This window comes from Acinetobacter sp. ANC_7588 (assembly GCF_056783995.1).
Genome location: NZ_JBWYIU010000001.1, coordinates 339578 through 352381 on the forward strand (window position 1 = coordinate 339578; position 12804 = coordinate 352381).

10 protein-coding genes and 1 tRNA gene are annotated in these 12804 nt (G+C 38.6%); 4 read left to right on the top strand and 7 right to left on the bottom strand.

From position 1 onward, the window contains the following. Genes AC1M9J_RS01650 through AC1M9J_RS01660 form a run of 3 tightly spaced genes read left to right on the top strand, consistent with a single transcriptional unit; the run spans position 1 to position 2841 of the window. Positions 1–1038, top strand: coding sequence for a FecCD family ABC transporter permease (locus AC1M9J_RS01650; protein WP_481951745.1), 1038 nt, complete (start codon positions 1–3; stop codon positions 1036–1038). Position 1039: 1 nt separating this feature from the next. Further along, positions 1040–2056, top strand: a complete 1017-nt coding sequence (locus AC1M9J_RS01655) for a FecCD family ABC transporter permease (RefSeq protein WP_481951746.1) — start codon at positions 1040–1042, stop codon at positions 2054–2056. After that, complete coding sequence (locus AC1M9J_RS01660) at positions 2053–2841, top strand: ABC transporter ATP-binding protein (RefSeq protein ID WP_481951747.1); 789 nt, start codon at positions 2053–2055, stop codon at positions 2839–2841. The genes AC1M9J_RS01655 and AC1M9J_RS01660 overlap by 4 nt, the downstream gene beginning before the upstream one ends. Before the next feature lie 89 nt (positions 2842–2930). On the opposite strand, the gene AC1M9J_RS01665 is transcribed toward AC1M9J_RS01660, so the two are convergent. From AC1M9J_RS01665 to AC1M9J_RS01695, 7 genes are all read right to left on the bottom strand, one after another. Then, positions 2931–3203: a hypothetical protein gene (locus AC1M9J_RS01665; protein ID WP_481951748.1), complete on the bottom strand. Its 273-nt coding sequence runs from the start codon at positions 3201–3203 to the stop codon at positions 2931–2933. Between the two features lie 102 nt (positions 3204–3305). Continuing rightward, positions 3306–4313 (bottom strand): fimbrial protein, encoded by a 1008-nt coding sequence (locus AC1M9J_RS01670; RefSeq protein ID WP_481951749.1) that lies wholly within the window; start codon positions 4311–4313, stop codon positions 3306–3308. Next, positions 4310–6823, bottom strand: coding sequence for a fimbria/pilus outer membrane usher protein (locus AC1M9J_RS01675; RefSeq protein WP_481951780.1), 2514 nt, complete (start codon positions 6821–6823; stop codon positions 4310–4312). The genes AC1M9J_RS01670 and AC1M9J_RS01675 overlap by 4 nt, the downstream gene beginning before the upstream one ends. A 98-nt stretch (positions 6824–6921) precedes the next feature. Beyond that, a complete protein-coding gene (locus tag AC1M9J_RS01680) occupies positions 6922–7659 on the bottom strand; it encodes a fimbrial biogenesis chaperone (RefSeq protein ID WP_051586549.1) in 738 nt (245 codons plus the stop codon). A gap of 73 nt (positions 7660–7732) precedes the next feature. Continuing rightward, positions 7733–8266 carry a fimbrial protein gene (locus AC1M9J_RS01685; protein WP_035266450.1) on the bottom strand — a complete coding sequence of 178 codons (534 nt, stop codon included), beginning with the start codon at positions 8264–8266 and terminating at the stop codon, positions 7733–7735. 414 nt (positions 8267–8680) lie between these two features. Continuing rightward, positions 8681–8770 (bottom strand) — tRNA-Ser (locus tag AC1M9J_RS01690). A gap of 97 nt (positions 8771–8867) precedes the next feature. After that, positions 8868–10901, bottom strand: a complete 2034-nt coding sequence (locus AC1M9J_RS01695) for an FAD-dependent oxidoreductase (RefSeq protein WP_481951750.1) — start codon at positions 10899–10901, stop codon at positions 8868–8870. A gap of 428 nt (positions 10902–11329) precedes the next feature. Between AC1M9J_RS01695 and argG the strand changes: the two genes are divergently transcribed. After that, a complete protein-coding gene (gene argG / locus AC1M9J_RS01700) occupies positions 11330–12670 on the top strand; it encodes an argininosuccinate synthase (protein ID WP_092765981.1) in 1341 nt (446 codons plus the stop codon). Positions 12671–12804 lie beyond the last annotated feature (134 nt).

Below are 12804 nucleotides of genomic sequence, written 5' to 3' on the forward strand. Positions count from 1 at the left end.
ATGCTGACGAATGCTACAACTGTACTTGACCGATTCCCGCTGATGGGAATCGTGCTTAGCTTGATTATTTTATGTTGCGCTGTTTTGTCGATCGCGTACGGCGCTGGTCAGCCCTACTTTACAGACAGTTTGCAACTTATTCTTCAGGCACTAAGTCAATGGTCCTTAGAACCAATCACTCCCCTATTGGAAATTAGAATTCCACGTACTATTGCGGCGGTGAGTGTCGGATTAGCTTTAGCGATCTCAGGCGTCATCCTTCAAAACTTGCTTAAAAACCCTTTGGCTGATAGTGGATTAATCGGAATCAATAGTGGTGCATCTCTTGCCATTGTTTTGGCCATTGTTCTTCAAATGGATACCTTCGGACTATTTTTTTGGGCGCTGATTGGAGCTTTAGTGAGTGCATTATTGGTCTTTGCCATCACCCCTCGTCAAATGACAGATCATAGCTCACTTACACGTTTAGTCTTGGCTGGACTGGCAATCACCAGTACATTCCAAGGTTTTATGGCTGCCATTCTTCTGAGTTTCCAAAATGGTTTAGATGACTATCGTTTTTGGGTTTTGGGTTCGCTCAATCGCGTTGATATTCAATATCTCGGTCTTGCACTAATTTTAATGGCGATCGGACTCATCATCGCTATATTGGTGATACGCCCCCTGGGTCTTAGCTTAGTTGGTGATCAACTGGCGAATAGCTTAGGCTTAAATACGAAACTACTTGATGCATTGTGCATTTTAGCTGTGGTTTTATTAACTGGAAGTGCCGTTGCATTAACAGGACCAATTGCCTTTTTAGGCTTGATTGCACCTTACTTTGCACGAGCTATTGGTGCTCAGAGTATTCAGAAACAACTCATCTATAGCGGACTATTTGGCATGTTGTTGTTGCTGATCGCGGATATCATCGCACGTGCAGTCGTGCAACCTTTCGAAGCCCCTGTCAGTATTCTTTTAGCCTTATTAGGTGCGCCTATTTTGATATGGATGGTACGTCAAAATAACTTACAAAATATCATTCAAGCGGAGAAATAATATGTATTCTCTGTTGAGTCGTTTAAAACAAAAATCAGTGATAAAGGCTTGGATAATCATTGCGATTTTACTGATATCACTCAGTTTATTTAGCCTGATGTACGGTGAAATCACATTAAATTTGAATACGCTATGGAATGTATTGACAGGCAATGCGTCAGCTCCACATCAACTTCTCGTTGAAAAGATTAGATTACCACGACTTTTGGCAGCCTTATTGATTGGCGCTGCACTCGCCTTATCTGGTCTCATTCTTCAAATTATCACCAAAAACCCTCTTGCGAGCCCAGATGTTTTTGGTATCAGTGACAGTGCAGTGCTTGCTTTGGCATTCACCATTCTCCTCTCAAGCGCTAGTATGTTAGGTCAATGGTGGCAAGCATTAGTGGGTGCGATCTTCTGTGTTTTTTTTATTTTAATTGCTTCAGGCGGCGTAGGAACACAGGGGTATCGTATTTTGGTCATCGGGGTCGGAATTGCAACACTCATGAAAGCCAGTTTTGACCTTATCCTTGCGACACTGCCAGTAATGCACACCAGTAATATTTTAATTTTTAGTAGTGGTAGTTTGATTGGTCGAAGCTACAGCATCTTGCTACCAACTTCGATTTTTATCATGCTGCTTGTCAGTATTATTGTGCTGTGGCGGCGACTATTTAGTTCAATGGTTCTCCCTGATTCTGTCATTGATAGTCTAGGAGAACCCTTACCTAAAATTAGACTGATGCTCATTATTATTGCTGCGTTTCTCGCTGGGACCGCTGTCAGTATTGCGGGCCCCATTGGATTCGTGGCTATTGCCGCACCAATCATCGCATTTAAATCATTTCCTCATCATTTATTTCCGATTTTCCAAACCATGTGTATTGGTGCATTAATGGTTTTAAGTGCTGATTTACTTGGAAAAAATTTGCTTGCCCCTGTCGAAATTCCCGCAGGCATTATTAGTGGCATGGTTGGTGGTCCATTGTTGTTGTGGTTGTTATATCGTCATTCTAGAAGTATGAGTCGTACATGAGTTTAATCATCAATCAAATAAGTGCTGGATATAATCATCATCAAGTTTTGAAGGGTATCAATGCTGAATTTCAGCAGGGTCAAGTCATCGTCCTCATTGGTCCAAATGGCTGTGGAAAATCGACCTTGTTAAAATGTATTGCTCAAATTCATCCATATGATCAAGGCGAAGTCATTTGGGAAAAAAATCAACTGAATATACTCAGTAAAAAGTTGCTCGCTAAACAACTTGCATTACTTCCACAGCATGTAACTGCACCCAACGGCATGACAGTTGAGCAGTTAGTGCGCTTCGGTCGTTTTCCACACCAAGGTTGGTTTAAACGACTCAACATCGAAGACCAAAAAGCGATTGATGACGCTTTGTCTGCGACCCATTTAAGCGAATTAAAAAATCAAAATTTAAGTAATCTATCAGGAGGTCAACGTCAACGTGCATGGATCGCAATGGTACTCGCACAACAAACTCCTTTAATTCTTTTAGATGAACCAATCAGTATGCTCGATATCGGTCATCAAGCCGATATTTTAAATTTAGTCCGCTCTCTAGCCTCACAAGGTAAAACCATAGTGATGGTTCTACATGAATTAGCCACTGCTGCACGCTGTGCCGATTTTCTAGTTGCCATGAAAGATGGTCAAATCATTGCACAAGGAAAATCAGAAGATGTTTTAACAAAGCAATTAGTCCATCAACTCTATAACTTAGATGCTGAAGTCAGACTGGTTGAAGATGATCAACTCAAAAAAAGGTTACTGGTCATCCCAAATAAGTTTGGTGATTAATCTTCAATACCAATTCAATCCATCTCCATTAATGACAACGTAGATTTCTTATGGAAGAGCATTATTCCATTGCAAGCTTTTGAGATTAATTAGTGGTAATAAACTGAAATCATTTTCTTATCTTGCCCATTTACATTGCTTACTTGAACCACATAATGATCTAAACTTAAACGATCATCTTGAGTCACTTGATGATCTTTTAACTGCTGAATGAGTTCATGTAATTCAATACAATATTTTTCTAAAGAACTTTCAGAACAGCTATAATTTTCAATGACTGAACCTTGAAATTCAATATTTTGAGCATGCACGACGTGCACCAAAATGACCATATTTAGAATAAGTATAAATAATGATCGCATTGCCTTTCCCCAATAAAGCATACGATCTTTAAATTTACATAAAAATAAAGTTAAAACAATATTATAAATTAAATATTTTTTATTAATGTGAACTACATATCACTATTGATATTGGATTGTGACCGTTGACTGACCTCTCACACGACCAGGTTCTACTTGGTTTTCAACTTGGATATAGCGTGCTTTCAATGGCAAGTTATATTGAACCGTTTGATTCGAGCTCACGGTGCCAAGTTGTATTTGCTCACCTTGAGTAATAACTTTATTTTGATTTTGATAATTGGAAATTAATTGTGTATTTACACCTTTGGCTCTGACATTTGACGCTGCATCATTTACGATTGAATTATTTCCATTTGAAGTGTAATCAAAGCTTAGGCTAATTCGGTTTGTTTCTGTCACACTCGTCGGATTATCTCCACCATTACATAAGATATTCATATCAAATGCCTGCTCACCCGCTGTAGATCCAACACCTTTAAAATCAGATTTATTTACTGTAGGTAAATTCACCGTTTTATTGATATTTCCTTGGATCTCACATGAACTTGAAGCAATCGTAATCGCATTACCATATACTGTGCTGGTTAAAAAAGCTTGCTGAGGATAGCCCTCTACATAATAAGTACTATAACGTCCCGGTGCTATTACACCTGAACCCGTATTCACTGCAGTTTTGATAATTTCGACAACAAAAAAACCATTATCTAAGTTATAAGTTGTATTAGCCGTTAACCTACGAGAGTATGGATAATAACCTGAAAAATTTTGATTATTTGCGGCTTCACGATAAAGCCTAATCCCAATACCTGGAATATTGGTTTCATAAACAGAATCCCCAGCGGGACTCAACTGACCATTTTGAATCAGTCTTGCATTAATATTTACAGGATTTCGATCACACCGAATACTTGAACCATTCGGTGAAATTGGAAACGTTTTTTTGGTTAAAACTCGGCCTACTGGATCAGATGGTCTGACTACGACTCTGCCAACAGCCATGCTAATATCAACTGTTCTAAAGTTTGCTTGAGGTGTACAAGCTGCTTGAACAGAAGTTATGGCAAAACCTGAGAGTACAACAGCACCTATTAAAATCTTAGTTTTCATTGACATAGTGCCTCTGTCGTAATCATATTTTCAGACTGATGCGCAGTGACATCATATTGGATTTGGCAACGATCATCTGGCTCATCACCCCAAACGATGTTTAAAGTATCTTTGAGTACTGCGGTTCTGACATAAACCAAACCACCTTGAGCAACTAAACCAATACTTTCTTGATGAGAATTGAATACTTCTGCTGCAAATGGTAATGATTGTCCATCTTTTAGCGTACTTTTGATATAAATTGCCTTCCCTGATTTAGTCGCAAAATTCACTTTCGTTATCGCGCCTGAATAAGGTGCAATTCTTTGACTAGTTTGCATTAACTCTACATCTGTCGACATCTCTTCAGGGTTCAAGCTAACGTCATTCAGACGATATGGTGTGACATAAGGAATAATCGCATAACCAGATTTATTAATTTCCAGACCTGTTGAATTATTTACTTTTGCACCTGAGGCTTCAGGGGCATAGACCAAGACCATCGTTTGCCCCTGATCTGGTCCAAAATGTACGCCATCACGGTGTACAACTATATTGCCTCGGGCAGTGACTAACATTTGTTGATATCGACCCGCCAAACTATAAGACGCGCCAAGAGTTGAATAATTTGTTCGATATTGTACGTTGGTGTTAAAACTTGGATTATTGCCATAATCCGCGGAAGTCGAAAATCCGTAATTGAATTTTTCGCCCACTGTACCACTCGCACCTACATTAATACGATCTTGCGTGGTAATTGAGCTGAGATTTAAAGCGCTCTTTTTAAATGTGAGCGGCAAAGAAAGCGTCAGCATATATTCCGTATCGTTGCTACGAATATTCGTATTATTATTTTCTAATTCACGTTTAATGGCAGATAAGCCATACGTCAGCAAATTATAAGTGTTACTATAGCCGACTTGATATTGTTTAGACTTTTGGTTGGTGTTCCAATAATCACTCCAAGAACCTGTAGCATAGAAATTGCCTAAATTATTTGGTAATCCTTGGTTTAACGTGATGGTAAACTCACTTCTCTGCTTACCTACATGACCTGAGCTTACCCCCTTTTCATCCAGATCTTGGATTAAAAAGGCATCGCGTAGTTTCAAAAAGTTTTCAGTTGAATAACGATAGGCAGCCAAAGTTAAATTCGTATTCGTCGGGCTAATTAACTTGCTGTAACTCAAACGATAACTTTGTCCAGTCTGATCTTTTCTTCGATCAAACTTAGCATCAGATTGCGTGATATCAATTGCAATCGCACCAATTGGTGTCGCAAAAGCTGTACCGACTAAATATGCCTGATAATTTTCAGAAAATTGTAGCCCTGAATAGGCTGTAATATAGTTATTGATCCCATGTTGATATTTTGCCTGACCAACCCATGGATCTAAATCAATATCCTTATCTCTAAACTCACCTATCGTAAATGAATAACGGTTCATACCAGGTCTTAGCATTTGTACAACTGATGCATAAGGTACAGAAAAGCGCTGAATTTGACCGTCAGATTCAATGACTGAAACTTCTAATTCACCACCAAAGCCAGTGGGATAAAGATCATTAATTTCAAAACTACCCGGTGCAACTGTAGTTTGATAAATAATTTGACCTTGTTGTTTAATTTCAATTTTAGCATTCGTACGAGCATTACCACGAATTCGGGGCGCATAACCCGTCATGCTATTGGGTAACATCCGTTCATCACTTGTGAAATCAAGACCGCGATAACCTACAGAATCAAATAATTCACCATTGGTAAAATAATCACCGAGTGTCAACATACCTCGATATTGGGGAAAGGCACGTTGTACATAAGTCGTGACTGCATCGTAACTACTTTTATTACGCCCCTGATCTTCGTGATCAGACCATTTCCATTGACCATTATGACGGAGTTGCCACCCACCTAAATTTGCACCAGTTGACAAAGACATGAAGGCATTGTTAATTTCGGGATTGGTTTCAGAGTTATTTTTTGTTTTATATGCTGAGGCACTGTATGAAATAAATCCAGCATTAATCCCTCGATCCCAAGCACTTGGGTCGATGTAGCCCTGAGCATTTTGTTGCATCGCAATTTGAGGAATAGAAATATCTAGTCTTAAACGAGCAGAATCAAACTCATAAAATGCATTTTCCACCCAATTTTCAATACGCTGACAAGCTGTCGAAGTAGAATTAGATGGCTCAAAGTTTAAAATCTCCTTTTTGACACCAAACTGCATTAATGTTTTTGCATCAAAACACGTATAAGCATTTGCTGATTTATTATTTAATTCATTCTTGAATACAACTCGATGCTTACGATACCAGTTACCATTTACGTAAACATCAACATTATATTCACCTGGCAAAATAGGATTTCCAAATTTAAACCTATCTGTATTAATTGATTGTGCGTTTTCACCAATCAAAAAAGATGAGTCAAATTCCACACCATCCGCTGATGATTCGTTTGAAATCTCTTCACCATGTGCTGGCGTTAAATAAGTAAATCCGAACGTAATAGCCCCCAAAACAATCATAATTGTAGGAAGTTTTTTTTCATCATCTTGTTTTTGGTTACGGATCAGCATATTTTTGCCTACCTATTAATATTTAATAGGAATATTGATTCATTAATTTAGGGATTTAATTTCAAATCTGTCTGAATACGCCCACCAAAATCATTAATCGTTGTAAAACTCAACTTACTATGAGTGATAGCTGACTTTAGATTTATATTTTCACTTGATTTGGGGCTCACCATGATCCCTTCTTTCATCAAATCCACCAATTTCCCATTAGTTTGTTGACTTAATATCGATGTGATTGTGACGTGATAAGCCGTTGGATTAATCACTTGGAGTTGATTACCTACTTGCTTCCATTGTAATTTTGCTGGAGCTTCTGCAACCTTATCTTTCAAATTTGTTGGTCGATAAAATAATTTAATTCTTGAGCGTATTGCCAGTTGTAAAAAGTTATCTGGTTCCGTGCTTTGAGCATTGGCTTTAGGTTTAGGCGGAATATCTAAAACATTCAACCAAAACACAGTTTCTTGTTCACCACTTAATGATTTTGCATTTGGCAAAGCCGTGATTCGAAGCGATTGACTCTTGGTGGGATCAACACGCGAGATTGGCGGTGTAATAATGAATGGAGCTTTAGATTGTTCAGGCTTACTCTTTGGATCACCCTCATCAATCCATGCTTGTACCAATGATGGTTTATCACCATTGTTACTGACCTGTAGTGTGATTTCTCTTGCATCTGCTGGGTATATTGCTCTTGTTCCATGAATAATGATTTCAGCATGAGCAAAACTTGTCGAAGCCAATAGTCCCAACATCATTGTTATATTTTTAAATGAACCTAGCATGCAATTGATCTCTACTTAATACATTTGATTAGAGCCAAGTTAATCAATAACTTAACTCTATTTTCAAAACAAATTATTGATAAATAATCGTGTATTGAACTGAAGTAGTTACAGGACCTGCTGTAGAAGCACCAGTCGCATAGTATTCTGCATAGTAGTCAAGTGCAGCAGTTCCACCATCGACAACATCAACCCACTGAGAGTTAGTTTGCGCACCATTCGCACCAGCCTGCTGAACTAAAATAGGTTGGTTGTTGCTTCCTAACAATTGAACTTGTACGTTTTTAGCACCATTAGCATCTTGGTTATTTAAACGACCAGTGTTGAAATCGACCGTTGCACCAGGTTCGAAATAAGTTGCGACTTTACCTTCTGAACAATCACTTAGATTGATCGTGAACGGTGTACGACCAGCGACTTCACCAGCTGTAGCGAGCGTTTGTTTTGAAACTGTAGGTAGAGTCACAGTAAAGTTTTTGCCTTGTGGCGTTACAATGTCACAAGTCTTATCTGTAACTAAACCGTTGATTGTAATTGTTCCATCAGCTGCATTTGCTTGTGCAATCGTAGCTAATAAAACTGCTGAAAATAATGCGATTTTTTTCATTAGTCTTACTCTAATTCGGGGAATGGTGGGATGTTTAAAAAATGTCGATTGATATGCAAAAAATTGCAAAAGCATGGTATTACATTACAAAATAAGTGTAAATAAAGTCACATTTTGCCATTTTCATTAAAACCATTTCACATTTGTAAATTTATCTTTAACTCTTTATTTATTATTAATTAATTATTCATGTATTTTTTTGTAACTATGAATTTTGAAAAATTTAGCTAAATTACTCTATAAAATTAATAATTTTTAAAATATTTATATATATTAAAGCGATATTATGAAATTTTTGATTTAGACAAATTCTGTCATGATCCCGTCATAATTCTAAATATTCAATATGAGGCAATGAGGCAATATTATTTCGCTCATAAAAAAAGCCCTGACATCTGTCAGGGCTTTTGAATTTGGCGGAAGCGGTGAGATTCGAACTCACGGAGGACTCACACCCTCGTCGGTTTTCAAGACCGGTGCATTAAACCGCTCTGCCACGCTTCCATGTGCGCCATAATACGAAGCTTTTCATATCATGACAAGTAAAAATTACAATCAAACCATTCAAGTGAATATAGTTTCACCAAATGATTCAAATTTATTAAATTTTGGCTGCAATTTCAGCACCTTCACGAATCGCACGCTTAGCGTCAAGCTCAGCAGCAAGCTTTGCACCACCAATAATGTGATATTTCGCTAAAGTTGTTTCAGTCTCTGATGGCATAATCTCTTTAACAGATTCCTGCCCTGCACAAACAACGATAGTATCGACTCGTAATAATTGATCATGCCCACCAACTTCGATCCACAGACCTTCATCACTCACTGATTTATATTGAACGCCACGCAACATTTTCACATGATGTTTTTTTAATTGGGCACGATGAACCCAACCAGAGGTTTTACCTAATCCTATACCCAAAGGCGTTGTCTTACGTTGCAATAAATATATTTCGCGAACTGGATGATCCACTTCAGCAGGTTGTAAACCACCTTCAGAAACATACTGAACATCAGGATCAACTCCCCACTCACGTTTCCATTCTGCCAAAGGTTGTGGCTGTGGCTGATGTTCAGGTTTTAATAAAAACTCTGACACATCAAATCCAATACCACCAGCACCAATTACTGCTACCTTTTGCCCCACAGGCGCACCTCTTAATACTTCTGCATAAGATAAAACTTGTGGTGCATCACTTCCTTCGATCTTCAATGCACGTGGTACAACGCCTGTCGCAACAATCACCTCATCAAAGCCTTCACGCTCAAGCTGTTCACGATTAACTTTAGTATTTAAACGAAGTTCAACCCCAGTGCGCTCAATTTGGACTTTAAAATAGCGAATGGTTTCATGAAACTCTTCTTTCCCAGGAACAACTTTCGCTAAGTTGAATTGTCCCCCTACATCATTAGTGGCTTCAAATAAAGTAACCTGATGACCACGACTGGCAGCAACGGTCGCTGCCGACATTCCAGCTACACCACCACCCACAACAGCTACTTTTTTTGGCTTCTTGGTTTTTAAATAAACCAGTTCAGTTTCATAGGCTGCACGTGGATTCACTAAACATGTTGCACGTTTATTTTTGAAAGTATGATCCAAACAAGCCTGATTACACGCAATACACGTATTGATTTCATCAACACGATTAGTCGCAGTTTTATTCACCCAGAAAGCATCTGCCAATAATGGTCGAGCCATTTGAATCATGTCGGCTTTACCTTCAGCCAAAATAACTTCGGCAGTTTCAGGCATATTGATTCGGTTGGATGCAATCACAGGCACAGACACATGTTTTTTCACCTCTGCGGTATAATCTACAAATGCCGCACGAGGAACAGAGGTTACAATTGTTGGCACACGAGCTTCATGCCAACCAATACCTGTATTCAATAATGTGATACCCGCTTCTTCTAGCGCTTTGGCAACCGTGATCACTTCATTCATTGTATTACCGTCATGAACTAAATCGAGCATAGATAAACGGAAACAAATGATAAATTTTTCGCCAACTTTCGCGCGAATTGCCTTAACAATTTCAACTGCAAAGCGCATACGGTTTTCTATTTCCCCGCCCCATTGGTCTGTACGCTGATTGACATGACGACTCATAAATTGGTTCAGCAAATAGCCTTCTGATCCCATGATTTCGACACCATCATAGCCAGCTTTTTTCGCGATACTTGCTGTAGCCGCATAATCTTGAATCGTATCCAGAATTTGTTTTTCTGACATCTGACGTGGTTTAAATGGTGAGATCGGCGATTTTATTGGGCTTGCAGAAACCACAAATGGTTGATAACCATAACGCCCTGAATGCAAAATTTGCATTAAAATTTTTGCACCATGTTTATGAACTGCATGTGTCACTAATCGGTGTGGGGCAACATCACCTAAGGTATTCATTGTGCCACCAGCTGGAAGCAGCCAGCCCTGACGGTTAGGGGAAATACCACCTGTAATGATGAGACCTACGCCCCCTTTAGCACGCTCACCAAAATATGCTGCTAATTTAGGATAGTTATAAAAACGATCTTCTAGACCGGTATGCATCGATCCCATCACGACACGATTTTTTAGGCTAGTGAAACCAAGATCAAGAGGTTTTAATATATTTGCATAGCGAGTTGTCATGGCAATTCCTTATTTTATGGGCTTTGCAACTTGTTGCATAAAACTATACTTCTTTTTTCATAACTGTTTATGGCAATTTTTTGTCTTTTTCTATAATAAATTACCAACCATGAAATTAGATATTAATATTCAATCACTTATAAAAAATATTTTTCACTAAGTTCTCTTTGAAAAATTGCAATAAAATAAATTGATGCATAAAAATCTTCATAAATGCACTGTATTATTTTCAAGAAGAAATCATGAATTAGATTAAGCACTACCTATTACTTCTGAGTTTCGACGAAATATTGCTACTTATTCTAATATTTTTGCACCACGTATCTTTTTTTAAAAAAAATTACCAATGAAAAGTGCTACAATTGAAGAAATATATTTTTCAGGTTACCAATTTTCTAGGTGCCTATATTCTATCGTTAGGATGAACAATGTCTGATAATGCAACTATCTTACAGAATGTACCTGTAGGCAAAAAAGTTGGTATTGCCTTCTCTGGTGGTCTTGATACTTCTGCAGCTCTATTGTGGATGAAACAAAAAGGTGCTGAACCTTATGCGTATACAGCAAACTTAGGTCAGCCAGATGAAGATGATTACGATGCTATTCCAAAGAAAGCTGAAGCTTATGGCGCTGTTAAAGCACGCTTAGTGGATTGCCGTTTACAACTTGCATTAGAAGGTATTGCAGCAATTCAATGTGGCGCATTCCATATCTCTACAGGTGGTGTACCTTACTTCAATACAACGCCACTTGGTCGTGCAGTCACAGGTACAATGCTTGTTACTGCGATGAAAGAAGATGACGTCAACATTTGGGGTGACGGATCTACTTATAAAGGTAACGACATTGAGCGTTTCTACCGTTATGGTCTATTAACGAACCCAGCACTTAAAATTTACAAACCTTGGTTAGACCAAACATTTATCGATGAACTTGGTGGCCGTGCAGAAATGTCACAGTTCCTCATCGACAACGGTTTTGACTATAAAATGTCAAAAGAAAAAGCATACTCAACAGACTCAAACATGCTTGGTGCAACTCACGAAGCGAAAGATCTTGAGTATCTTGATGCTGGTATCAAAATCGTTGAACCAATTATGGGTGTTGCTTTCTGGAAAGAAGACGTTGAAATCGCACCTGAAGAAGTTTCAATCACATTTGAAGAAGGCTTCCCTGTTGCACTTAACGGTCAACGTATTGAAGATCCAGTTGAGTTAATTCTTGAAGCGAACCGTATCGGTGGTCGTCATGGTCTAGGTATGTCTGACCAAATCGAAAACCGTATCATCGAAGCGAAATCTCGTGGTATTTATGAAGCTCCAGGTATGGCACTTCTACACATTGCTTACGAACGTCTTGTAACTGGTATTCATAACGAAGATACCATTGAACAGTACCGCATCAACGGTTTACGTTTAGGTCGTTTACTTTACCAAGGTCGTTGGTTCGACTCTCAAGCGCTTATGCTTCGTGAAACTGCTCAACGTTGGGTTGCTAAAGCAATCACAGGTACTGTGACTTTAGAACTTCGTCGTGGTAACGATTACACTATTATGAACACTGAATCTGAGAACCTTACATACGAAGCTGAACGCTTAACCATGGAAAAAGGTGATTCTGTATTCACTCCAATGGATCGTATTGGTCAATTAACCATGCGTAACCTAGACATTACAGATACTCGCGCTAAGTTAGGAATCTATACTGGTGCAGGTTTACTTGCTGTCGGTACAGGTTCTGCTGTTCCACAACTTAAAGACAAAAACTAAGATTTAGTTTAGTCCTAAAAAAAACCGCGCTTTGAGCGCGGTTTTTTATTTGGTCGTTAAAATCTATCATTGTTCCCTAGATGGATAATGACTCATTCATCTAACGTATGCCTCATTTCCATATTAATCAGCAC

Excerpts from the sequence above, each read along its gene's own strand:
- AC1M9J_RS01650 (WP_481951745.1), top strand. The coding sequence starts at position 1 with ATGCTGACGAATGCTACAACTGTACTTGACCGATTCCCGCTGATGGGA.
- AC1M9J_RS01670 (WP_481951749.1), bottom strand. The coding sequence starts at position 4,313 with ATGAAAACTAAGATTTTAATAGGTGCTGTTGTACTCTCAGGTTTTGCC.
- AC1M9J_RS01685 (WP_035266450.1), bottom strand. The coding sequence starts at position 8,266 with ATGAAAAAAATCGCATTATTTTCAGCAGTTTTATTAGCTACGATTGCA.
- AC1M9J_RS01655 (WP_481951746.1), top strand. The coding sequence starts at position 1,040 with ATGTATTCTCTGTTGAGTCGTTTAAAACAAAAATCAGTGATAAAGGCT.
- AC1M9J_RS01660 (WP_481951747.1), top strand. The coding sequence starts at position 2,053 with ATGAGTTTAATCATCAATCAAATAAGTGCTGGATATAATCATCATCAA.
- argG (WP_092765981.1), top strand. The coding sequence starts at position 11,330 with ATGTCTGATAATGCAACTATCTTACAGAATGTACCTGTAGGCAAAAAA.
- AC1M9J_RS01695 (WP_481951750.1), bottom strand. The coding sequence starts at position 10,901 with ATGACAACTCGCTATGCAAATATATTAAAACCTCTTGATCTTGGTTTC.
- AC1M9J_RS01675 (WP_481951780.1), bottom strand. The coding sequence starts at position 6,823 with ATGATTGTTTTGGGGGCTATTACGTTCGGATTTACTTATTTAACGCCA.
- AC1M9J_RS01665 (WP_481951748.1), bottom strand. The coding sequence starts at position 3,203 with ATGCGATCATTATTTATACTTATTCTAAATATGGTCATTTTGGTGCAC.
- AC1M9J_RS01680 (WP_051586549.1), bottom strand. The coding sequence starts at position 7,659 with ATGCTAGGTTCATTTAAAAATATAACAATGATGTTGGGACTATTGGCT.